This is a genomic window from Amycolatopsis sp. NPDC004169 (assembly GCF_040610315.1).
In the GTDB taxonomy this organism is placed as follows: Bacteria; Actinomycetota; Actinomycetes; order Mycobacteriales; family Pseudonocardiaceae; genus Amycolatopsis.
The window spans coordinates 121,613-144,523 of record NZ_JBEXMD010000021.1; the positions used below are offsets into that span (position 1 = coordinate 121,613).

Genomic DNA, 22,911 nt, shown 5'->3' on the forward strand with positions numbered 1-22,911 from the left:
ACATCGTTGGTACAACGTTGTAAATACGCCGAAGGTCGGGGGGCGGAGTGGGGTGCGGACCAGTGGAACCGCAGGTCCGGTACGCATTTCGGACCCGGCGGAGGCGACCCCGGCCAGGCACGGCGGCCGCTCCGGGGAATGCGGCTCGGTCCGGGCGAGCTCGGTCGGGCGCAGAGCCCAACGCGCGGGCGCGCCACACGGTCGCTCGAAACCGGCGGAGCCTTACGCGGGCCCGGCCGCCCGCCCCACCGAGCGCGGCAACCGAGCGAGCAGGCCCGGCGAGGCGCAGCGGCCCGCCGCGCGGGTGCGTCCCCGACCGGCCAAGCCCGTGCGGGCAGGCGCGCGCCCGATCAGGCCGTGCGGCTCGGCCGGTCCGACAGCGGCCACACGTACGGCAGGTCCGGCGGTACCCCCGGGAACCGCGTCCCGTAGTGCTCCGGGTCCTTCCGCACCAACGCCGACTGGTGGCTGCGGTGGAGCGCTTCGTCGCCCAGCCACGGTGGCACGTCACCCGCCTCCGTCAGCTCCTGCTGGCTGCGGATCCCCGTGCTGCTCACCGATCGGGTGAACTCCTCCCCCAGTTTCGCCGCGCACGTGTCCGCCGCGCCCAGTTCGCACCACACCGCGCAGACCTCGAGGCCGTAGCGGGTCAGCGCTTCCTCGTAGCCCGTCCACATCTTCGCCGCCGGGTGGTGGCGCCAGCCGTAGCCGGGGATCACCAGCGCGCGGAGGACCTGGAGCGCCTCCACGCGCTGCTTTCCCAGGCGGCGGCGGTCGAGCGTGCGGGCGCTGGCGGTGAAGCCGGCGCACGGCAGGAACGTCTGCATCCGGTCCGGGTACCCCGCATCCGGCCGCCGATGCGCCGAAGGTCCGGCGGCCCCGGTCGCGGGGCCGCCGGAGGAGGGTCACCGCGAGCCGCTGCGGCCCCGCGCCGCGACGGCCGCTTCCGGTTCGACGCTCACCCGCGGACGCAGGGGCCGGGCTTCGAGGCCCTCGACGTCGATGACCAGGAACCAGTGGGCGTTGGCCGGGATGTGGATCTTGAACATCGGTGCGGTGGCCACTCCGCCGTGCATCCGGTAGTACTGCCGGCGCCGGTAGGCCTGGAAGTTGACCGCGGTCAGCAGCCGCACGTTGGCCATCGCGTCCAGGCGGACAGTGACCACCGCGTCTCTTCGCACCTTCCCGAGGTCGAACACGCTCGCTTCCATTTCGTCCCTCTTCCACGCTGGGGTTTTCCGGTCGGATTCGGCGGTCGCGGGCAGCGCGGATCGCGCCGCGGAGCACACGACGGACGGAAGATCGGGAAGCGGCTAGCCGGGTCCGGTGCCCGGTTTGCACGGCCGCCACAGCGGCACGAAATCCCCGTGCGCCCCGGGGGACGCGCGGAAGCGGTGCGGGGCCGGGCCGCCGGTCAGGAAGCCGAGCGGGATCCCGGCGCCGGCGGCGGTGGCCTCGGAGGAGGGCACGGGCGAGCTTGGGTGCGCCGGGGAGTTCCCGGGACGGTGGGTGCTGTCGTAGCTCGCTGCGCTCCGGTGCGGCTTGACGACGACGCGCGCGGCACAGGGGCGCGCTCGCTGGGCGGCCTTCGCCGGCGCCAGGACGGACCGGCGAGCCTGATCCGGTGGGGCGCTGATCGCCGCGGGTCGGCCGGGCACGATCACTTCGCGGACGACGGAGCCGGACGTGGGTGGTTCGACGGCCCCGGGCGCGCCGACGGGCGGCACGGTCTTGCCGGTGGGCTCGTTCACGACGGGCGAGGTGACCGGCTTGGCCAGGTCACTCGGCAGAGCGGAGACGATCGGTTCGAGGACCGGGGCGGCCGCCCCGGTCACCGGGGAAAGCAGCGACTTCGCGACAGCGGTGGCGGGCGCGAGAACGGGAACGAGGGGACGCGCACCACCGGCAACGACCCGCGACACCGGCGCCACGAGCTCGGACCCGCTGATCGGCGAGACGGCAGCGCCCACGCCCCGCGCAATCGGCGCCACGGTACGGGCGGCTTCACCCACGGTCCCGACGGCGCCGGCCACCGGCGCAGACGAAACAGCCGCACCCACGGCGCGCCCCGCCGTCCCGGCGACAACCGTGGCGCCCGTGGTGACGGGTGAGGCCACCACCCGCGCCCTCGGCCCGGCAGAGGGCGCGCCCCCGGCCGCCGCCCCCGAGCTCGTCGCGACAGGCAAGGCGGCCGCCTTCGCCGTCGTGGCGACGCCCCGGCTCCCCGCCGCAACCACCCGCCCGACGGCGTGCGGCACTAGCGAATCCGACCCCACCGCACCCGCCACGGCATCGCCGGCTCCGGAGACCACCGCCGCCGCATCGGCACGGTCCGACGTCAACCAGAACACCAGCCACAGGCCGGCCACCGCGCCCGCCAGCACCAGCAGCCTGCGGGCGGCGACGGACGCGCCGCCCACCTCGCGAGCCCCGGTCACTTCGGCGAACCTCCACGGTGAGAACAGGACTGGGACGTACCCTCCAACGCCTGCTGCCACACCCCCGCAACGGCCCGTCCGGCGCTTCCACTCGTCCGGCCTAGCGGTTCCCGCTCAGCGCGCCGGACCTGCGGCTCCACTCGGCCGAGAGCGATCGACCAGGTGTCCCCTCCGCCGTACCTCCGCGGAAATCAGGCTTCCCGCCGGCCCGAGAGGGCGCCCAACGCCGTGACTCCGTGCTGGAGGCCCTCGCGGAACGTCGCCCGCTGGCCCGGGCTCAAGTCGGCCAGCAGCGCGTTCTCCAGCTCCGCGACCGCCGGTGCGCACCCCGCGAGCAGCTCGCGGCCCGCGTCGGTGAGGCCGGCCAGCAGGACGCGCTTGTTGCCCGCCTTCGGCGTGCGCGCGATCAGGCCACGTTTCTCCAGCGCCAGCACCATTTCGTGCATCGTCTGCGGTCGCAGGAACGACCGGCGGGCCAGCTGCGCCGACGACAACGCGCCGCTGGCCTCCAGGACGCTCAGCGCCGTGTACTGCAGCGTGGTGAGCCCGAGCGGCCGCAGGGCGTCGTCGAGCAGCGCCCTGATCACCAGCTCCAGCCGCTTGACCAGGTAAAGGGTCAGCGGCGCGCCGGCGGGCTGCTCCTGGGCCGAGGTGCTCACGGCGCCCATCATGGCACGCGGGCGCCGCTATGCTCCGATCATGGACCTCGGTCGGCAGCTCCGCGTGCGGCAGGCGTTCGACACCTTCTTCGGCACCGCGGAACCGCCGGACGGCAACCCCGTCCTCGAGCTCTTCCACCGCACCGCGGAAACCGTTCCCGCGTACCGGAAGTTCCTTCGGGAACACGGCATCGAGCCCGCGGCCGTCCAGTCCATCGCGGACTTCCGGGCGCTGCCGCTCACCGACAAGGCCGGTTACCACCGCAAGTACCCGCTGCCGGAGCTGTGCCGCGGCGGCACCTTCGCGGGCAACGACATGATCGCCGTCTCCTCCGGCTCCAGCGGCCACCCGACGATCTGGCCGCGGGCCCTCGAAGACGAGCTGCACGTCGCCCGGCGGTTCGAGACCGTCCTGGCCGGCGCCTTCGAGGCCGACCGGCGCAGCACCCTCGCCGTCGTCTGCTTCCCGCTCGGCACCTGGGTCGGCGGGCTGTTCACCACGGCGTGCGTGCGGCACCTCGCCGCCAAGGGGTGCCCGATCACCGTGGTCGCGCCGGGCAACAACAAGGCCGAGATCCTGCGGGTGCTGCCCGAGCTCGCGCCGCACTTCGAGCAGGTGGTGCTGCTGGGCTACCCGCCGTTCGTCAAGGACGTCGTCGACACGGGCCTGGCCGCGGGTGTCGACTGGCCCGCGTACGCGATCAAGCTCGTGCTCGCCGGCGAGGTGTTCAGCGAGCAGTGGCGGGAGCTGGTGGCCCGGCGGGCCGGGATCGCCGACCCGGTCCGCCACGTCGCGTCGTTGTACGGCACCGCCGACGCCGGCGTGCTCGGCACCGAAACGCCGCTGTCGGCGGGCATCCGCCGGTTCCTCGCCGGCCACCCGGAGCTGGCGCGCGAGCTCTTCGGCGACGCGCGGCTGCCGACGCTGGTGCAGTACGACCCGGCGAGCCGCTTCTTCGAGGTGCACGAAGGCACCCTGGTCTTCAGCGGCGACGGCGGCATCCCGCTCATCCGCTACCACATCGCCGACGACGGCGGGCTCCTGCCGCACGCGGAGCTGCTCGCGTTCTGCGCCCGGCACGGCTTCACCCCGCCACCGGGTCCCGACCTGCCGTTCGTGTACGTGTTCGGCCGCTCGCTGTTCACGGTCTCGTTCTTCGGCGCGAACGTCTACCCGGAGAACGTGACCGTCGGCCTGGAGCAGCCCGGCATCAGCGACACGGTGACGGGCAAGTTCGTCGTCGAGTCGGTCGAGGACGCCGACCGCGACCGCCGCCTGCGCGTGACCGTGGAGACGGCCCCGGGCGCCACCGCCGACGCCGGCCGCATCGCGGAGGCGGTGCGCACCCAGCTCGTGCGGTTGAACAGCGAGTTCGCCCACTACGTCCCGGCCGAGCGGCAGCTGCCGGAGATCGTCCTGCGGCCGGCGGGCGACCCCGAGTACTTTCCGGTCGGGGTCAAGCACCGCTACACGCGGCCGAGCTAGGGCCGCGCGAGCTTGCGGAACCGTTCCCGGCGCTCGTCGGCCGACGAACCGTCGGCGATGTCGTCGTCGAACCAGGAACACAGGGCCGCCCACAGTTCCGCGCGGGCCGCGAAATCGTCCACCGGGGTCTGCTCGAGTTCGGCCACGTCCGCCAGCAGGTGGTCCAGGCGGCGGTCGCACAGCCGGACGTACTCGCGGACCACGATGTTCGCGTCGAGGTCGGTCCTGGCGCGGGGGCCGGCCGCCCCGCGCAGCTGGGCGTGCAGGCTTTCCTCGCAGTACAACGGGAATCCGGCGATCGAGCCCGGGTAGCCGCACTCGGCCGCCCACTCGCGGAACGCGCAGATCGCCTGGTAGCGCGTGTACCAGTCCTGCTTGCCCGCCGCCAGGTTCGCCAGCTTGCGCCAGGCGTCGCGGTCGGCCGAGCGCCAGCGGTCGAGCGTGCGGCCGTCCGGGCGCGGTCCCTCGTCGAGGGCGCGGCCGCGCCAGAAGTGCGCCCGGCAGCCCGCGATCTCGGCGACCAGCCGCCGGACGTAGCCGACCTGCTCCCAGACGTGCGCGCGCTGCGGCCGCAGCGGCGCCGCCCGGTCCGGGGAGAACGTCACCATCTCGAACCCGCGGAACAGCTCGTGGCCGCGCAGCGCCGCGAGGTCCGGGTCCTCCCCCATCACCCACGAGCGGCGCTCCGGCAGCCGCCCGCTGTGGCTGATCGTCGCCGCGTGGTAGAGCTCGCGGACCGCGCGGCGGGCCACCTCGTCCCGCGCTTCGCCCAGCAGACGCGGGTTGCGCGCGCGGTCGCGCAGGTCTCGCTCGCCGCGCGGGCCGACTTCGAGCATCGCGACCGCGTACACGCTCGCGGCGTTGTAGCACTCCTCCCACGAGCGGCGCGGTCCGGCGGCTTCGACGGTGTCGTCGAGCGCCTGCGGGTCCGGCGGCCAGCGCCGGTCCGGGCAGACGTCGGCCAGCCGGACGCGGCTGCCGGGGTAGGCGGGCTGCGGCTCGGGCACCGCGCCGGTGACCGGCTCGACGTCGGCCATCGCGCGCCGCAGCACCGACCAGACCAGGGACAGGTCGAGGGCGCGGTTGGTCAGCTGCCGCCAGCTGCGCCGCCAGCGGCGGGTGAACCGGCGGTAGTCCTCGACGAGCCGCTCGATCTCGTACTGCGACAGCGCGCAGAAGTACGACCGCATCTCCGCGGCCCGCTGGTTGTACTCGGCCAGCTGCGCCGTGGTCGCCTCGCTGACCAGCAGCTCTTCGACCGGCACCTTGAGCACCCGCCGGTGCAGCTCGAGCCGCTTCTCGCGCGGGATCGCGTACGGGCGCGTCCGGACGTCGAGGTCGACGTACCGGCGGAACCGCAGCTCGATCGCCGCCCGCAGCTCCGCGCGGCGCTGTGCCCGCGCGTCGCCGGGGACGCCCGCGGTGGTCCGCCGCACCCACCAGGACCCGGCCACGGAGTCGCCGTGGCCGAGCACCAGCGCGTGCCGGTAGCGGGCGATGAGCAGGGCGACGTCGCGGCCGCGGCCGGCGTGGCGCGGCTGGCGGGCGAAGTCCGGGCCGATCCACCAGCGGGCCAGCCGCGCGTGGCCCCGGCTGCAGACGGTGATGACGTCGTCGTAGGTGGCGAGCGCGTCCAGGTGCAGGTCGAGCTGTTCCTGCAGGGCGGCGATCTCGAGTCTGATGTAGACGTTCGCCGGGTCGAGGCTGACCGCGCGGTAGTACTCCGCGAGGGCCTCGTCGTAGCGGCGGTAGGCGATGAAGTGGTTGGCGCGCTGGTAGGCGTCGAAGAGCTCGTACGGGATCTTCGCGCCGCGCCAGGCGGCCCAGTGGATGTTCGAGCGGACGTAGGCGCTGCGCGGGATGACCAGCGCGGCCACCGCGTTCGCCGCCCGGTGCAGCACACGCGGCCAGTTCGCGTCTTCGATCACCAGCGGGCTCGCGGCGAACCGCGGGACGCGCACAAGTTCCAGGATCAGCTGGTGCCGGCCCGGGGTGTTGCCGGGCCGGACGGTGCCGGTGACGGTGAACGCGGCGGGCGGCTGGGCCAGCCGGATCACCTTGGTGACCGCCTTCCACCAGCCCTCCGCGGCGTCGCCGGCGTGCTCGACGATCTGGAGGAAGTCGTAGGAGCTGCCGGCGCCGGGGACCGGCGTCGGGGTGTAGAGCCGGGAGTCGTTGAGGAACCGCTTGAAGGTGGCGGTCAGCTCGACGGCGGAGTCGACCTCGCGGTCGTGGCTGCCTTCGGGCCGTTCGTCGACGAACACCCGGATGTCGATCTGGTTGGCCCGGTAGGCCGCGGCCTCCAGCCGCGCCCGGCCGACGAAGTACAGCGTCAGGACGGCGGAGACGAGCACCACGGACGTCTGCAGCACGGTCCAGGTGATCACGGTGGCGACCTTCGGGTCCCGCACGAACGTCCACGCCTGGAAGAACGGCAGGTAGGGCACGACGGCGAAGCCAGCCCCGACGAGCCCGGCCGTCACCGCCGCCAGCCACCACCGGATCCGGTGAGCCGCGGGCAGTTCCGCCTGGTCGAAGCCACCGAGCCGGCGCCCGTGCACCATCGATCACCCCCTGGTGTCAGGTTACTCGCCGAGAGGGTGCATTTCGTTACGGCCCGTTATCCGCGGGCTCGGCGATCACCGGGAGTGCCCGCCGGGCCGAGCCGTCTCCTTCACGATCCGTGGTGCATTTTTCACCGGTTCCCGCGCCACCTGGTCACTCCCGATGGGTCCGGGTAGTGCAGATGCACTATGCTGGCGGGGCACGGTTGAGCCGTCAGCCGCCGCCGGACGTTCCGCGCCCGGGCCGGTTTGCCGCACCCGTCCCGAGACGTCCGGTTCGCTCCCGCTGCCTGACGAAAGGGTGCCGCGATGGTTCCGGAACCGCGCTCGGCCGACCCCCGGCTCGCCACCACCGACTGGCTCGACGCCGGCGGGCACATGTCCGTGCGCGTGCTCACCCCCGGCCCCCGCACCCTGCTCGTCGAGGTGGTCGGCGAGGTCGACCTCAACACCGCACGCCGCCTCGACAAGGTCCTGCAGGAGCGCGTCCCCGCCCACCTCGACGCCCTCGTCATCGACCTCGCCGGGGTCACGTTCTTCTCGGTCGCGGGGCTGAACTCGCTGCTGCGCGCCCAGCTGCTCGCCGACTCGGCCGGGGCGCGCCTGACCGTGGACGCCGGCGGGTCCCGCGCGGTGCAGCGGCTGTTCACCCTGCTGCCGTCCGACTTCGACTGCGTCGCCGACGTCCGGCCGGTGCCCTGACCGCTCACCTGCGAGCAGCCCACCAGCCCGCTTGACACAGGGCGCTCAGGCGGACGCCCGGCCTCCCAGCCGCCGGACGGCTTCGACGATCGCCGTGTTCGGCGCACCCTTGACCAGGTATTCGGTGACGCCTGCCGCGGCCAGCCCGGCGATCGAGGCCCGGTCGGCGTAGGCGGAGAAGGCCAGGATCGCGGTGTGCGGGCTGCACCGGGCGATCTCGCGCGCCGCCCGCGCCCCGCCGCCGCCCGGCATCCGGACGTCGAGGACGGCGACCGCGGGCCGGTGCCGTTCGGCGAGCCGGATCGCCTCGTCGGCGTCGCCGGCCACCGCGACCACCGCGATGTCGGGCTCGGCGTCGAGCACCTCCTTGAGGACGTCGCGGATCATCACGTCGTCGTCGGAGATCAGCACGCGCAGTTCGGTCACGGTCCCGGCTCCGTCACGTCGGGCAGCAGCGGCAGCCAGAACTCGACGACGGTGCCTTCGCCGGGCCTGCTGTCCACCGAGAGCCAGCCGTGCGCCGCTTCGGCGCGTTCGTGCATCTCGACCAGCCCGAAGTGGCCCGCGCCCGCCTCGCCCCCGGCGGTGCCGACGCCGTCGTCGGTGATCCGCACCAGGGTCCCGTTGTCCACTGTGGACAGCGTGACCGAGACGCTGGTGGCGCGCGCGTGCCGGTGGACGTTGCTGAGCGCTTCCTGGCAGATCCGGTACACGGTGATCGCCGCTTCCGGCGAGGGTTCGGCGGTGAGCTCGTCCCGCACCTCGTGCGCCAGCCCCCAGCGGCCCGCGACGTCGTCGGTGTAGGCCGAAACCGCCTCCACCAGGCCGTGCCGGTCGAGTTCCGGCGGCCGCAGCCGGGACACCAGGCCGCGCAGCCGGGCGATCGCGGCGGCCACCGACTCGTCGAGGCCGGCGACGGCGCTCGCGTGCGGTTCCGGCAGCCGGGAGGCCAGCAGCTGCAGGCGCATGCCGACGGCCACCATGGACTGGATCGACTCGTCGTGGACGTCCCAGGCGATCCGGCGGCGTTCGACCTCCTGGGCCTCGACGAGGTGCCCGACCAGCCGCCGGCGTTCGCGCAGCGCTTGCTCGGCGTTGCGGCGCTCGGTCATGTCCCGGGTGACCTTGCCGAACCCGTGCAGCCTGCCCTGCTCGTCGTACAACGCCGTGATCACCACGTTCGCCCAGAACCGGGTGCCGTCCTTGCGGACCCGCCACCCCTCGTCCTCCAGCCGCCCCTCGGCCGTCGCCGTCTCCAGCTCCCGGGCCGGCTTCCCCGCCGCCACGTCCTCGGCCGGGTAGAAGACCGAGAAGTGCTGCCCGATGATCTCCTCCGCCGCGTACCCCTTGATCCGCTGGGCACCGGCGTTCCAGCTCGAGATGTGGCCGCCGGTGTCCAGCATGAAGATGCCGTAGTCCTGGACGCTCTGGACGAGCAGGCGGAACCGTTCCTCGCTCTCCCGCAGCGCCAGCTCGGCCTCGCGGCGCTCGGTCACGTCCCGGGTGACCTTCCCGAACCCCCGCAGCAGCCCCTCCCCGTCGTACAACGCCGTGATCACCACGTTCGCCCAGAACCGGGTGCCGTCCTTGCGGACCCGCCACCCCTCGTCCTCCAGCCGCCCCTCGGCGACCGCCGTCTCCAGCTCCCGGGCCGGCTTCCCCGCCGCCACGTCCTCCGCGGGGTAGAAGACCGAGAAGTGCTGCCCGATGATCTCCTCCGCCGCGTACCCCTCGATGCGTTCCGCCCCCGCGTTCCAGGTCGAGATCCGGCCCCCGGTGTCGAGCAGGAAGATCCCGTAGTCCAGCACGCCCTGCACCAGGAGGCGGAACCGGTCGTCGTCCATGCGGCCACTCTGCCGGATCGCCGCGCACCCGGCACGACCACGGGACCGGCGCTCAACCCGCGAGTTCGGCGGAGGAGGCGGGCAGGACGCACCAGACCACCTTCCCGCGGCCGTGCGGTGCGCTCCCCCGCACCGACGACAGCCGGTCGACGAGGGCGAGGCCCCAGCCGCCGTCGGTCCCCGGGTGCCGCCGCACCGGGAACTCCGGGTTGTCGTCGAAGACCTCGACCCGGATGTCCGTCCCCTCCACGCTCAGCCGCAGGACCGGGTGGCCGTCGCCGTGGCGCAGGGCGTTCGTCGCCAGCTCGGTGACGACCAGCAGCGCGTCGTCGACGGCGGGGCCGTCCCCGATCCAGGCCAGGAGGGCCAGCCGCGTGACGCGGCGGGCGACGGCGAGGCTGTCCGGCGCGTCGGACAGCACGCACTCCGCGGTGAGGGGGGCAGACGTGGTCACGGTGCCAGCCTGCGGGAAACGCACCCGGCGGCGCGAGATGCAAAAGCCCCCTTCGGCCTGGTGCAGATGCATCAGCCGATGAGGCCCTCCCGGCGGGCCACCGCGACGGCTTCGAGCTTCGAGCGCGCGCCGAGCTTCTCCAGCACCCGCTGGACGTGGTTGCGCGTGGTGTTGCGGGAGACGCCGAGCCGTCGGCCGATCTCCTCGGTGGTCGCGCCTTCGGCGAGCAGGTCGAGGGTTTCGCGTTCCCGCGCGGTCAACGCCGTGCCGCCTGTGCTGCGGCCGGTGAGCCGGTCGAAGACGTCCGACAGCAGGTCCGGGTCGAAGACCACGCCGCCGGCGGCCACGTCCCGCACGGCGGTTTCGAGGACGCCGAGCTGGGAGGACTTCAGCAGCAGCCCGGCACCGCCCGCCTTGGCCACCTGCACGGCGATCGCCGGGGTCGCGTCGCCGGTCAGCACCAGCACCCGCGCCCCGCCCGCCCCGAGCTGCGCGACGATGCCGAGGGCGTCGCCGTTGGCGAGCCGCCGGTCCAGCAGCACGACGTCCGGGGCGTGTGCCAGCACGTCGGCCACCGCTTCCGCCCGTGACCGGGCCCGGCCGACCACGGTGATCCCGTCGGCGCCGTCGAGGGCCAGCTGCAGCGCCTCGGCCACCATGTCGTGGTCCTCCACGAGCAGGACGCGAACGGGTCGGGACGGGTCGGCGCTGCTCACGGTGTTCCCTCACTCCGGTGGTGGCTGCCCGCCCATCCTAGGCGCCCGGGTGGGGGATCGCCGCGGGTCACCAGGTGGGCGGACTCGACCGGAGCAGCCCTTCGGGGCCGGTGACGGGCAACCAGTCCACGAGGTCCTCGTGGTGGCCCGCCCTCCGGAACACCGGCGGCCGGAACGAGCCGGCGGGCGGCCCGGCGACCCGCAGCACCTCGAGGAACCGGGCGACCGCGCGCGGGGCGGGCAGCACCTCCGGGCCGCCGAGGTAGGCGAGCAGCTTCGGCGCGCCACCCGCGGGCTCGGCGACCACCGACCAGCCGTGCACCTCGTCCCAGATCAGGGCGAGGTCGTGGTCCGCGAGCGTCCGGTCGAGGGCGACGTACCCGGAGGCGGGCACGTCGAGGTCGAGCGAACACGACTCGAAGCCGACGCCGACGGCCCGCGCGACCCGGGCCAGGTAGGCGCGCAGCCCCCGGGCGAAGTGGTATTCGACGTCCCTGCCGAAGCCGATGAGCGTGTTCATGGTTTCCGCCTCCCGCGCCCGCTGCAGGCGCGGGATACCCGATCGGGCGGGTGATCACACCTTTGTGGTCATTCTTCGATCGCGCCGCCGATGGCCCGCAGGTGTGCGCGGAAAGTCAAGCCCGGATTCGTTTCCCTGGCCGCCAGGAAGTCGCCGAACCGCAGCTGCTCGCGCAACGGTTCGCCGCCGCGGATGCGGTCGGCCTGGTGGCGTTCGGTGTCGCGGATGCCTTCGGCGAGGGTGAACAAGTCACCCGCACGGGCCAGCGGGACGAAGAGGACGCCGTCGTCGTCGCCGAGGACGAGGTCGGCGGGCCCGATCCGCCAGGTCCCGACGACCGCTTCGGCCAGGCCGCCGTCGACGCGCGGCCCGAGGCTGAGCGGGCCGGTGGGCAGCGAGCCGAGGCTGAACACGGGCAACCCGATCGCGCGGATGTCCGCGGTGTCGCGGTGCAGGCCCCAGATCACCACGCCGGACAGCCCGGCCGCCCGCGCTTCGAGGACGACGAGGTCGCCGACGCAGCTTTCGTCGAGCCGCCCGCCGTTGTCGACCACCAGCACCCCACCTCCGGGGGCCCGCTCGAACGCCTCGAGGAAGACGTCGACGCTGCCGACGTGCCGGGCCGGAACGGCGGGGCCGAACAGCCTGCTGCCGGGCACCACGGCCCGCGTCGCCGCCGGCGCGCACCGCACCGGCAGCCCGGCCCGGATGCAGGCGTCGGCGAGGTGGGCGGTGGTCAGCGTCGCGAAGCGCTGCCTGAGTCCTTCGTGCTCCATGCGCCGAATCTAGCCAGCGGTCTCCGCGGTCAGCCACGCCAGGTAGTCCGCGCTGCCGCCGACGATCGGGGTGGCGACGACTTCCGGGAGGTCGTAGCCGTGCAGCTCCCGGAGCCGTTCGGTGAGCGCGGGCACGCGCTCGGCGGTGGTCTTGATCTCGACCCGCCACTCCTGGTCGGTCTGCACCGCGCCCTCCCACCGGTAGACGCTGGTGATCGGGCCGACGACCTGGGCGCAGGCGCCCAGGCGGGCTTCCACCACCCGGGTGGCGAGTTCGCGGGCCGCTGCTTCCGAGTCCGTCGTGGACGTCACGATCACGTGTTCCGGCGCCATACCCGCGAGGCTACCGGCGCAGCCGGTGCATGGCCGCGGCACCGAGCAGCGGGCCGATCGCCAGCACCGGCACCGCCGCCCGCCAGCCGACCGCGCCCGCCAGCAGCGGCAGCAGCTGGATCGTGCCCGCGCTCAGCAGGAAGCCGAACGCCGTCATCGCCGTCAGTGCCGTTCCGACGTACCGGGGATCCGCCGTCTCGGCCAGTGCCGCCGAGAACTGGCCCGAGTCCGCGATCACCGCCACGCCCCACACCAGCAGCACCGGCAGCAGCCACGCCGTCCCGGACACCGGGAACGACAGCACCGCACAGCCGCCGCTCACCAGCATCGCCGTCATCGCCACGACCGCCCGGCCGCAGCGGTCCGACAGCGCGCCGCCCGCCACGCACCCGGCCGCGCCACAGAGACCGATCACCACGAACGCCGTCGAGCCGCCCGGCCCGCCGGTCGCCGTCAGGTACGCCGGCAGCCACGCCCACAGCGCGTAGAGCTCCCACATGTGCCCGAAGTACCCGAGGCACACCAGCCGCTGGCGGCGGTCGGCCGCCATGCGCAGCAGGTACCGGGGCTGCCACGGGGGTGCCGCCGCCAGGTCCGGGCCCGGCCGGACGAACACCCCCGAAACCGCGGCACCCACCACCGCCAGCACGGCGGAACCGAGCAGGACCGCCCGCCAGCGCACGGGTTCCAGCGTCACGAGCAGGCTCGGCAGTGCCGAGCCGACGGTCAGTGCCCCGAGCAGCACCCCCAGTGCGATCCCCCGCCGCCGCGGGAACCACGACACCACCACCTTCATCCCGACCGGGTAGACGCCGGCGAGGGCGAAGCCGGTCGCGAACCGCAGCGGGACGGCGAGCCCGGCGCACCAGGGCAGGGCCGCGGTGGCCGTCGCCGCCACCAGAGCGCTGACCGCCATCAGCCGCGGCGGCCGCACGCGGTCGGCGAGGTTGAGCGCGGCCGAAGCGACCGCGCCGCAGGTGAAACCCAGCTGGACGGCGGCCGCCAGCAGGATCGCCTGCTCCCCCGCCAACCCCCATTCGGCGCGCAGCGCGGGCAGCACCGCCGAGGCGGAGAACCAGACGCTCATCGCGCACACCTGCACCACGGCGAGCAGCGTCAGCTGCCGCGTGCCCGTCGCGGGCCGGAGGATGATCACCCGCTCCACTTGCGGTCACGGCCCGGCCGGCGTCAACGGGGCCACCCGCGCTGTCACACCACGGGCTGGAAAACCTCCCACATCGCGGACGCGGATTCATCCGGAATTCGAGACAGCGCAACCGTTCGGCGGCCAGGATGGGCGGCGCCCCGTTCCCCGACGTGAGGATCCGAGGATGCGCCGCCTGCCCGCGCTCGCCGCCGCCGCTCTGACCGCCGCCTTGCTCACCCCCGCCACCGCTCACGCCGCGAGCCCGCCGTTCCCCTCGTCGGTCTTCCGCGCGACCCACAACAGCTACTCCGGCAACGTCGACGGCGCCAAGAACTCCCTCGCCTACCAGCTCGACCACGGCGTCCGGTTCCTCGAGCTCGACGTGCACGACAACGGCTACGCGAGCTCGCTCGACTACGCCGTGGGGCACGACTCGCCCGGCAACCTCGTCGACCACGGCGGTGGCAACCCGGCGTCGAACAACCTCCGCGACTGGCTGGCCGTCGTGAACGGCTGGTCGGCGCAGCACCCCGCCGCCGCGCCGATCGTCGTGATGCTCGACCTCAAGGACGACCTGACCGACAACCCGTCCTTCGCCGCCGGCAACCTGACCGCGCTCAACCAGGAGCTGGAGTCCGTCTTCGGCTCGCGGTTGCTGAAGGCGCAGGACTACCCGGCGGCGCAGCCGGACGTCGACGCGCTGCGCGGACGTGTGCTGCCGCTGCTGTCGGGCGACGGCGGCTCCCGCACGGAGTACAAACGCGACGTCGGCTACCACCCGGCGGTCGCGCTGAACGGGCGTGGCCAGGTCGTCGAGGTGCACGACTCCGGGGCCGGCGCGCTCTGGTACTGGACCGGGACCTACGGCGCCGACGGCCGGGTCACCTGGTTGCGGCACGGCAAGTACGACAGCGGCCAGACACCGGCCGTCGCGCTGAACGACAACGGCGACCTGGTCGAGGTGCACCAGTCCCAGGGCGCGTCGACGCTCTGGTACCACGTCGGCAAGCTCGGCGCGGACGGCGAGATCACCTGGCAGGCGAGCCACCAGTACGACAACGGCGTCCTGCCGACGGTCGCCTTCACCGACGGCACGCACCTGCGGGAAATCCACAAGAGCCAGAACAACAGCCAGAACTGGGCCTGGGACGGCGTGCTCGCGGGCACAACGGTCTCGTGGACCGGCAACGCCAAGACGTCCGAAGCCCGGTTCGCCAAGGCGACGTCGGCGAGTGCCGGCCGCACGGTCTCGGTGTGGACGGGCGCGGACGGCCCGACCTCGGCCCAGACGCTGCGCGCCGACACCGACCGGGTGGCAGGCGACCGGATCCGCTACCGCCAGGTCGCGTTCGACGAGTTCCAGAAGGGCGACAGCGCAGAGCTGCAGCAGGGCGCGTTGTTCTACGCCGCACCGGCAACGGAGTCCGCGTTCATCACGGCGGCGCGGCAGGCAGGCCGGCTGGTCCGCGGCTGGGACTTCGATTCGGCGAGCCAGGCGACGACTCCCCTGGCGAACTACCCGGCGACCAACCACCCGTACGACAGCTGGTACCAGACACTGCTGGCGAACAACGGCGCCGTCGAGTAGCGGGCCACCGGCGACGATCCGGAAACTGTCGGTGCCCTCCGGTAGCGTGGAAAACGGGGGGCGCCCCCGCGGGCGGGCGACGGCTGACGGGGGCGGTGACAGCTGACCCCTGACGGCCACCGTCAGCGCTTCGCCAGGGGGCGGTAAGCCGCCCTGGTGAAGCTCGGCGGCATGGACAACCGCACCGTTCTCATCTCCGGCGCGAGCATCGCCGGCCCCGCTCTCGCCCTCCTGCTCGCCCGCTCCGGCTGGACCGTCACCGTCGTCGAACGCGCGCCCGCGCTGCGGCCCGGCGGGCAGGCCGTCGACTTCAAAGGCGCCACCCACCGGACCGTCCTCGACCGCATGGGTGTCCTCGGCGACGTCCTGCGCCGCCGGACCGGCGGGCAGGACCAGACCATCGTCGACGCCGCCGGGCGGCCGCGGGCCGTGATCCCCGGCGAGTTCACCGGTGGTGACATCGAGATCCGCCGCGGCGACCTGGCCGAAATCCTGTACGCGCACACGGACTGCGAGTACCTCTTCGGCGACACCGTCACGTCCTTGACCGAGACCACCGGCGGCGTGGAAGTCACCTTCGAACACGCCCGGCCGCGCCGGTTCGACCTGGTCGTCGGCGCCGACGGGATCCACTCGACCGTCCGGCGGCTGGCCTTCGGCCCGGAGCGCGACCACGTGCGGTACCTCGGCTACCACTACGCCCTCGCCGAGCTCGGCGAAGACCTCGGCAGCGGCGACGCGCAGATGTACAACGAACCGGGCCGGATGGCCGCGGTCGGCGGCCCGAAGGCGTCGGCGTTCTTCGTGTTCGCCTCACCGGAACCGGACCACGACCGCACCGACACCGGACGGCAGCGGCAGCTGCTGGTGGACGCCTACCGGGGCGCGGGCTGGCGGGTGCCGGAGCTGATGGCCCGGATCCCGCAGGCGCGCGAGTTCCACCTCGACTCGCTCAGCCGGGTCACGATCGACCGCTACTCCCGCGGCCGGGTCGTCCTGCTCGGTGACGCCGCTTACGGCAACACCCTCGGCGGCTTCGGCACCGGGCTGGCCGTCGTCGGCGCGTACGTGCTCGCGGGTGAGCTCTGCGCCGCCGGCGGCGAGCACCGGGTCGCGTTCGCCCGCTACGAGGAGCTGATGCGGGACTACGCGAAGGTGTCACAGCGCGGCAGCGCGGGCCCGTTCCTCGCGCCGCCCACGCCGCTGCGGATCAAGCTGCGGGACTGGACGTTCAAGTCCCGCTTCCTGCTCGGCCTGCTGCTCAAGGCGACCGACCGGTTCGCCACGGACATCGAGCTGCCGGACTACGCCTCGGGGTCGTAGGCCAGGTTCGGCCGCAGCCACTGCTCGACCTCGGCGACCTCGACGCCCTTGCGGCGGGCGTAGTCCTCGACCTGGTCGCGGCCGAGCCTGCCGACGGTGAAGTAGCGGGAGTCCGGGTGGGCGAAGATCAGCCCGGACACGCTCGCCGCCGGCGTCATCGCGAACGACTCGGTCAGGTCCATCCCGAGCTCGCCCGCCTCCAGCAGCGCGAACAGCTCGCGCTTCTGGCTGTGGTCGGGGCTGGCCGGGTAGCCGAGGGCCGGGCGGATGCCGCGGAACCGCTCCGCGTGCAGGTCCTCCAGCTTCGGCTGCGCGTCCGGCTCGAACCAGTCGCGGCGGGCCCGCAGGTGGATGTGCTCGGCGAACGCCTCGGCGAGCCGGTCGGCCAGCGCCTTGACCATGATGGCGCGGTAGTCGTCCTGCTCGGCCTCGTAGCGCGCGGCCAGCGCCTCGGCACCGTGGATGGCCACCGCGAAGCCGCCGAGGTGGTCGCCGATCGGGGCGATGTAGTCGGCCAGGCAGCGGTTCGCCCGGTCCTCCGGCTTGGCCGTCTGCTGCCGCAGCATCGGGAACTTGACGTGCGCGAAGTCGCCTTCGAGCAGGATGTCGTCGCCTTCGCTGTGCGCGGGCCAGAACGCGTACGCGCCCTTCGCGGTGAAGCTGCCGTCGGCGATGATCTGGTCGAGCAGCGTGTTCGCGTCGTCGAACAGCTCGCGGGCGACCGGCTGCTCCAGGATGGCCGGGTACTTGCCCTTGAGCTCCCAGGCCAGGAACAGGAACTGCCAGTCGATCATCTCGCGCAGTTCCGCGATGCCCGGCTCGACCACGCGCCGACCGGTGAACACCGGGGTCGGCAGGCCGTCGAAGGCCACCTTTTCGGGGTTCGCGCGAGCCTGCTCGAGGGTGAGCATCGGGCGGCGCTGCTTGCTGGCGTGCTGCTCGCGCAGCACTTCCTGGTCGGCCCGGTTCTTCGCGGTCAGCGCGATCGAGCGGTCCGGGTCGAGCAGGTCGGAGACGACGCCGACCACGCGCGAGGCGTCGAGCACGTGCACCGTCGCGTTGTCGTAGGCCGGGGCGATCTTGACCGCGGTGTGCTGCTTGGACGTCGTCGCGCCGCCGATGAGCAGCGGCATCTTCAAGCCGCGCCGCTGCATTTCGGTGGCGACCGCGACCATCTCGTCCAGCGACGGCGTGATCAGCCCGGACAGCCCGACCGCGTCGGCGCCTTCGGTCACCGCGGTGTCGAGGATCTTGCCGGCCGGCACCATCACGCCGAGGTCGATGACCTCGTAGTTGTTGCAGCCCAGCACGACCCCGACGATGTTCTTGCCGATGTCGTGGACGTCGCCCTTGACCGTGGCCAGCACGATCTTGCCCTGGCCGCCGGCCGAGGCCAGCCTGCCCTCCTGGCGCGCCTTCTCCTTCTCCGCCTCCATGAACGGCTCGAGGTAGGCGACCGACCGCTTCATCACGCGGGCGCTCTTGACCACCTGCGGCAGGAACATCTTGCCGGAGCCGAACAGGTCGCCGACGATCTTCATGCCGTCCATCAGCGGGCCCTCGATGACCTCGAGGGGCCGCGCGAACTGCTGCCGCGCCTCTTCGGTGTCTTCTTCGATGTAGTCCACGATGCCGTGGACCAGCGCGTGGGACAGGCGCTCGCCCACCGTGCCTTCGCGCCAGGAGAGGTCCACGACGCGCTTGGTGCCGCTGCCCTTGACGTTCTCGGCGAAGCTGACCAGGCGGTCGGTGGCGTCTTCGCGGCGGTCGAAGAGCACGTCCTCGACCAGCTCCAGGAGGTCCTTCGGGATGTCCTCGTAGACGGCGAGCTGGCCGGCGTTGACGATGCCCATGTCCAGCCCGGCCTTGACCGCGTAGTACAGGAACGCCGAGTGCATCGCTTCGCGCACCACGTCGTTGCCGCGGAAGGAGAACGACAGGTTCGAGATGCCGCCGCTGGTCCGTGCGCCGGGACAGCGCTCCTTGATCCGGGGCAGGGCCTCGATGAACGCCTTCGCGTAGCCGTTGTGCTCGGCGATGCCGGTGGCGACGGCGAGGACGTTCGGGTCGAAGATGATGTCTTCGCCCGCGAAGCCCGCCTTCTGCGTCAGCAGGTCGTAAGCGCGGGCGCAGATCTCCACCTTGCGGTCGGCGGTGTCGGCCTGGCCCTGCTCGTCGAAGGCCATCACGACGACGCCGGCGCCGTAGTCGCGGATCGTGCGGGCCTGGGCGAGGAAGGGCTCCTCGCCCTCCTTGAGGCTGATCGAGTTGACCACGCCCTTGCCCTGCAGGCAGCGCAGGCCGGCTTCGAGCACGCTCCACTTGGAGCTGTCGACCATCACCGGGATCCGGGCCACCTCGGGCTCGGTGGCGATCAGGTTGAGGAACGTCGTCATCGCCTGCTCGGATTCCAGCAGGTCGGCGTCCATGTTGACGTCGAGCAGGTTGGCCCCGCCGCGAACCTGCTCCAGCGCGACGTCGACCGCGCCCTGGTGGTCGCCGGATTCGATGAGCCGGCGGAACCGCTTGGAGCCGGTGACGTTGGTGCGCTCGCCGATCATCACGAACCCGGTGTCGGCCCCGATGCCGAACGGCTCGAGGCCGCTGAAGCGCGTGTGCGTGCGCGGCGCCGGCACCTCCCGCGGCGTGACTTCCTTCGCGGCCTCGGCGATCTTCGCGATGTGTCCCGGGGTCGTGCCGCAGCAGCCGCCGACCAGGTTGACCAGGCCTTCGCGGGCGAAGCCGCCGATCAGCCCGGCCGTCTCCTCCGGTGTCTGGTCGTAGCCGCCGAACGCGTTCGGCAGGCCGGCGTTGGGGTGGCAGGCGACGTAGGCGTCGGCGATCCGGGCGAGCTCCTCGACGTGCGGGCGCATCTCCTCCGCGCCCAGCGAGCAGTTCACGCCGACGACCAGCGGTTTCGCGTGCTCGATCGAGCTCCAGAACGCCTCGACGGTCTGCCCCGACAGCGTCCGGCCGCTGAGGTCGACGATGGTCACCGAGATCCACAGCGGCAGCTCCGGCGCGACCTCGCGGGCGGCGGCGATGGCGGCCTTGCAGTTCAGCGTGTCGAAGATCGTCTCGATGAGCAGCAGGTCGACGCCGCCCTCGGCGAGGCCGGCGATCTGCTCGGCGTAGGCGGCCTTGACCTGCTCGAACGTGACCGCCCGGTACGCCGGGTCGTCGACCTTGGGCGACAGGCTGAGGGTGACGTTGAGCGGCCCGATCGAGCCGGCGACGAACTTGCCGCCTGCCTCGTCGGCGGCCTGGCGGGCCAGCTGCGCGCCGCGGACGTTCATCTCGTGGACGTAGGCCTGCAGGCCGTAGTCGGCCTGGCCGATGCTGGTGGCGGTGAAGGTGTTGGTGGTGGTGATGTCCGCGCCCGCGGCCAGGTACTGGCGGTGGACGTCGAGGATGACGTCCGGGCGGGTGAGGTTCAGCAGGTCGGGGTCGCCGGTGACGTCGTGGGTGTGCTCGCCGAAGCGGTCGCCGCGGTAGTCGGCCGGGGTGAGCCCGGCGCCCTGCAGCATGGTGCCCCAGGCACCGTCGAGCACGGCGACCCGCTGGTCGAGCAGCTCACGCAGGCGCGCCTCTGACTGGTGCGGGGTGTTCACCGGCAGCCTCCCTTGGTCGGGAGGCGCCCTTGGTTGGTCATTCCCGGCCGAGCGTGGCGGACCCCGTGGTCCGTTGCAGCGCCTCTCGACCTGTGGTCCACGGTATCGGAAACGGGCCCCGGTACGCCATCCCGCCCCGCCGCCGTGTCCACGGACTGGGACATCTTCTGTCCACAATGGATCATCCGGGTCACCCCGCACCTCCGTCGGCCGATCGCGCACCACTGCCGCCGCCGAGTGTGACAGCCCGGCATCGAGCCCCCCTCAAGGCCACCCGGAGCAGTCGATCGATTGCGAAGCGTGACAACCGGTCACCTTGAAAACTGAAACACGTTCTAATACGCTCCGCGGGTGGACTACGGAATCGTGCTGTTCACCAGCGACCGGGGAATCACCCCGGCAGCCGCGGCGCGCGCCGCGGAAGCCGCGGGGTTCTCGACCTTCTACGTCCCCGAGCACACCCACATCCCGGTGAAGCGCGAGTCACCGCACCCGCGCACCGGGGACGCGTCACTGCCCGACGACCGCTACAGCCGGACGCTCGACCCGTGGGTCGCGCTGGCGACGGCGGCCGCGGTCACCGAGCGGATCCGGCTCTCCACCGCCGTCGCCCTGCCGGTCGAAAGCGACCCGATCACGCTCGCCAAGACGATCGCCAGCCTCGACCACCTCTCCGGCGGCCGCGTCACGCTCGGCGCCGGCTTCGGCTGGAACGTCGACGAGCTGACCGACCACGGCGTGCCCGGGAACCGCCGCCGCACCGCGCTGCGCGAGTACCTCGAGGCGATGCGTGCACTGTGGACGGAGGAAGAAGCCGCCTACACCGGGGAATTCGTCTCGTTCGGCCCGAGCTGGGCGTGGCCGAAGCCGGTCCAGGCGCACATCCCGGCGGTGCTCGGCGCGGGTCCGTCCGAAAAGACGTTCCGCTGGATCGCCCGGCACGCCGACGGCTGGCTCACCACCCCGGCCGACACCGACCTGGACGGGCACGTGGCCCTGCTCAAGGGAATCTGGGCCGACGAGGGCCGTGCCGGCGCCCCGCTGATCCACGCGCTCGGCGAGCGGCCGGACCCGGACCGCCTGGCGCACCTGGATTCCCTGGGCGTCACCGAGACGATCTTCGGTCTCCCCGACCGCTCCCCGGAAGAAGTCGAGGCGTGGATCGGCCGGCTGGCCGGGAAGCTCACCCCCGCCCCGGCACACTGAAAACCGGCGGGACACGGACGCCTCCGTGCCCCGCCGGCGATCGACCCCCCGGGGTCAGCTCTTGACGGCCGCGACGCCTTGGCGCGCCCGCAGGTCGAGCTCGATCTGCTCCAGCGTGCGGCCCTTCGTCTCCGGCACCAGCCACTTGGTGAGCACGAACAGCACCACGTTGATCCCGGCGAACAGGAACATCGAGCCGCCGATGCCGAGCGACTTCGGGTCGGAGATGATCGGGAACACCGCGCTCACGATGCCCGTCGCCGCCCACAGGACCACGCTGCTGACGCCCATGCCCGCCGCCCGGTACTTCAGCGGGAACACCTCGGACATCATCACCCAGACGACCGCGCCCCAGCCGAGCTCGTAGCCGACCAGGTAGAGCACCATCATCACCAGCATCAGCAGGCCGCGCGTGCCGGTGTCGTGGACGTTCAGCACCACCAGGCCGGCCGCCACCAGGGTGAGCACCATGATGACGTTGCCGATGAGCAGCAGCGGCTTGCGGCCCCAGCGGTCCACCACGAACACGACCCACGCGGTGAACAGGAACTTCGTCACGCCCAGCAGGACGCCGGAGAGCAACGCCGCCTGCGTGGCGAAGCCGAGGCCGATGAGCATCGTCGGGAAGTAGGCGTTGATCGCGTTGACCCCGCTGAACTGCTGGCCGATCGCGAGCAGCAGCGCCACCACGAGCATCGGCCGCACGAACCCGGAGAACAGGTCGCGGATCCGCGGCTTCTCCTCGGTGTCGAGCCGGATGACCTCGTGGATCGTCGCGAGTTCCTCGTCGAGGTCCACTGTGCTCCCGTGCGCGCTGGCCAGCACCCGCCGGGCCTCCTCCTCGCGGCCGTTCTTGACCAGCCAGCGCGGCGTCTCCGGCAGGAAGACCAGCCCGGCGAGCAGGACCACCGCGGGCACGATCGCGCCGGCGAACATCCAGCGCCACGCCGAAATCGGGCCGAGCCAGTAGCTGACCAGGAACGCGATCAGGATGCCCAGCACGATGAAGATCTGGTTGAGCGCGCCCATCGCGCCGCGCCACTTCGCCGGGGCCAGTTCGGACAGGTAGGTCGGCACGGTCGACGAGGAAAGGCCGATCCCCAGCCCGATGACCAGCCGCGAGAGCACCAGCAGCAGGAACGTCGGCGAGACGCTCGCCGCCAGCGTACCGACGATCACGATGCCCGCGGCGACCATGATCGTGCGGCGCCGGCCGAGCGCTTCGTTGGTGCGGCTGGAGAACAGCGCGCCGCCGATCGCCCCGACCGACAGGCTCGCGGTGATCACGCCCTTGTCCCAGCTCGTCAACGCCCACAGTTTCCCGATGAACGGGAGCACCCCGGAGATCACGCCGAGGTCGTAACCGAAGAGGATGCCGCCGAGCGCGCCGAAGAAGTACAACGTGGTGCGGTTGATGTGCCGCACCGGCGCCGTCTGCGTCCTTGACTGATCGGTCATGTGCCGGGTCGCCTCTTTCGTAGGTCCAGTCCAGCCAGGGGCCACCACACTCACACGCCGGAAAATGGCGGGCAAGAAGGTCCGCG

The 22,911-nt window shown here is 72.6% G+C and carries 20 protein-coding genes and 1 riboswitch; of the genes, 5 read left to right on the forward strand and 15 right to left on the reverse strand.

The features are described from left to right. Positions 1-350 precede the first annotated feature (350 nt). The 4 genes from ABZX11_RS26845 to ABZX11_RS26860 form a co-directional block, all read right to left on the reverse strand. Positions 351-827 (reverse strand): MSMEG_6728 family protein, encoded by a 477-nt coding sequence (locus tag ABZX11_RS26845; protein ID WP_176177566.1) that lies wholly within the window; start codon positions 825-827, stop codon positions 351-353. A gap of 78 nt (positions 828-905) precedes the next feature. Further along, positions 906-1,211: a DUF1883 domain-containing protein gene (locus ABZX11_RS26850; protein WP_176177565.1), complete on the reverse strand. Its 306-nt coding sequence runs from the start codon at positions 1,209-1,211 to the stop codon at positions 906-908. Between the two features lie 102 nt (positions 1,212-1,313). Beyond that, positions 1,314-2,438 (reverse strand): hypothetical protein, encoded by a 1,125-nt coding sequence (locus tag ABZX11_RS26855; RefSeq protein ID WP_354917792.1) that lies wholly within the window; start codon positions 2,436-2,438, stop codon positions 1,314-1,316. A 191-nt stretch (positions 2,439-2,629) separates the two neighbouring features. Next, positions 2,630-3,109 carry a MarR family transcriptional regulator gene (locus ABZX11_RS26860; protein ID WP_176177563.1) on the reverse strand — a complete coding sequence of 160 codons (480 nt, stop codon included), beginning with the start codon at positions 3,107-3,109 and terminating at the stop codon, positions 2,630-2,632. Between the two features lie 28 nt (positions 3,110-3,137). Between ABZX11_RS26860 and ABZX11_RS26865 the strand changes: the two genes are divergently transcribed. Further along, positions 3,138-4,583, forward strand: a complete 1,446-nt coding sequence (locus ABZX11_RS26865; protein WP_354917795.1) for a phenylacetate--CoA ligase family protein — start codon at positions 3,138-3,140, stop codon at positions 4,581-4,583. Here ABZX11_RS26865 and ABZX11_RS26870 read toward each other — a convergent pair. Then, positions 4,580-7,147: a hypothetical protein gene (locus tag ABZX11_RS26870; RefSeq protein ID WP_354917798.1), complete on the reverse strand. Its 2,568-nt coding sequence runs from the start codon at positions 7,145-7,147 to the stop codon at positions 4,580-4,582. The genes ABZX11_RS26865 and ABZX11_RS26870 overlap by 4 nt on opposite strands. Before the next feature lie 309 nt (positions 7,148-7,456). On the opposite strand from ABZX11_RS26870, the gene ABZX11_RS26875 reads away from it, so the two are divergent. Continuing rightward, positions 7,457-7,849, forward strand: coding sequence for an STAS domain-containing protein (locus tag ABZX11_RS26875; protein ID WP_354917801.1), 393 nt, complete (start codon positions 7,457-7,459; stop codon positions 7,847-7,849). Between the two features lie 45 nt (positions 7,850-7,894). Here ABZX11_RS26875 and ABZX11_RS26880 read toward each other — a convergent pair whose 3' ends face one another. From ABZX11_RS26880 to ABZX11_RS26915, 8 genes are all read right to left on the reverse strand, one after another. Further along, complete coding sequence (locus ABZX11_RS26880; protein ID WP_176177560.1) at positions 7,895-8,275, reverse strand: response regulator transcription factor; 381 nt, start codon at positions 8,273-8,275, stop codon at positions 7,895-7,897. Further along, the gene (locus ABZX11_RS26885; RefSeq protein WP_354917804.1) at positions 8,272-9,693 is read right to left on the reverse strand and encodes a PAS domain S-box protein; all 1,422 of its coding nucleotides are present in this window, start codon (positions 9,691-9,693) and stop codon (positions 8,272-8,274) included. Before ABZX11_RS26885 ends, ABZX11_RS26880 begins: the two co-directional genes overlap by 4 nt. Before the next feature lie 52 nt (positions 9,694-9,745). After that, entirely contained in the window at positions 9,746-10,147 is a 402-nt protein-coding gene (locus ABZX11_RS26890) for an ATP-binding protein (RefSeq protein ID WP_254897404.1), read from the reverse strand. Between the two features lie 71 nt (positions 10,148-10,218). Further along, positions 10,219-10,863, reverse strand: coding sequence for a response regulator transcription factor (locus ABZX11_RS26895; RefSeq protein ID WP_354917807.1), 645 nt, complete (start codon positions 10,861-10,863; stop codon positions 10,219-10,221). 67 nt (positions 10,864-10,930) lie between these two features. After that, positions 10,931-11,383, reverse strand: coding sequence for a DUF6292 family protein (locus ABZX11_RS26900; protein WP_176177556.1), 453 nt, complete (start codon positions 11,381-11,383; stop codon positions 10,931-10,933). Positions 11,384-11,451: 68 nt separating this feature from the next. Beyond that, a complete protein-coding gene (locus tag ABZX11_RS26905) occupies positions 11,452-12,159 on the reverse strand; it encodes an RraA family protein (protein ID WP_354917810.1) in 708 nt (235 codons plus the stop codon). 9 nt (positions 12,160-12,168) lie between these two features. Continuing rightward, the gene (gene cutA / locus ABZX11_RS26910) at positions 12,169-12,492 is read right to left on the reverse strand and encodes a divalent-cation tolerance protein CutA (protein ID WP_176177554.1); all 324 of its coding nucleotides are present in this window, start codon (positions 12,490-12,492) and stop codon (positions 12,169-12,171) included. A 10-nt stretch (positions 12,493-12,502) separates the two neighbouring features. Then, positions 12,503-13,648, reverse strand: a complete 1,146-nt coding sequence (locus ABZX11_RS26915) for an MFS transporter (RefSeq protein ID WP_354917813.1) — start codon at positions 13,646-13,648, stop codon at positions 12,503-12,505. 175 nt (positions 13,649-13,823) lie between these two features. On the opposite strand from ABZX11_RS26915, the gene ABZX11_RS26920 reads away from it, so the two are divergent. Together ABZX11_RS26920 and ABZX11_RS26925 are read left to right on the forward strand one after the other, a co-directional pair. Beyond that, a complete protein-coding gene (locus ABZX11_RS26920; RefSeq protein WP_354917816.1) occupies positions 13,824-15,227 on the forward strand; it encodes a hypothetical protein in 1,404 nt (467 codons plus the stop codon). A gap of 171 nt (positions 15,228-15,398) precedes the next feature. After that, entirely contained in the window at positions 15,399-16,550 is a 1,152-nt protein-coding gene (locus tag ABZX11_RS26925) for an FAD-dependent monooxygenase (RefSeq protein ID WP_354917819.1), read from the forward strand. On the opposite strand, the gene metH is transcribed toward ABZX11_RS26925, so the two are convergent. After that, positions 16,532-20,161, reverse strand: coding sequence for a methionine synthase (metH, locus tag ABZX11_RS26930; protein WP_176177551.1), 3,630 nt, complete (start codon positions 20,159-20,161; stop codon positions 16,532-16,534). The genes ABZX11_RS26925 and metH overlap by 19 nt on opposite strands. Positions 20,162-20,175: 14 nt before the next feature. Next, positions 20,176-20,254, reverse strand: a riboswitch (S-adenosyl-L-homocysteine riboswitch). 258 nt (positions 20,255-20,512) lie between these two features. Here metH and ABZX11_RS26935 point away from each other — a divergent pair. Next, a complete protein-coding gene (locus tag ABZX11_RS26935; RefSeq protein WP_176177550.1) occupies positions 20,513-21,367 on the forward strand; it encodes a TIGR03619 family F420-dependent LLM class oxidoreductase in 855 nt (284 codons plus the stop codon). Between the two features lie 54 nt (positions 21,368-21,421). Here the strand turns inward: ABZX11_RS26935 and ABZX11_RS26940 are convergent, their stop codons facing one another. Further along, positions 21,422-22,825 (reverse strand): sugar porter family MFS transporter, encoded by a 1,404-nt coding sequence (locus tag ABZX11_RS26940; RefSeq protein WP_176177549.1) that lies wholly within the window; start codon positions 22,823-22,825, stop codon positions 21,422-21,424. Between the last annotated feature and the right edge of the window lie 86 nt (positions 22,826-22,911).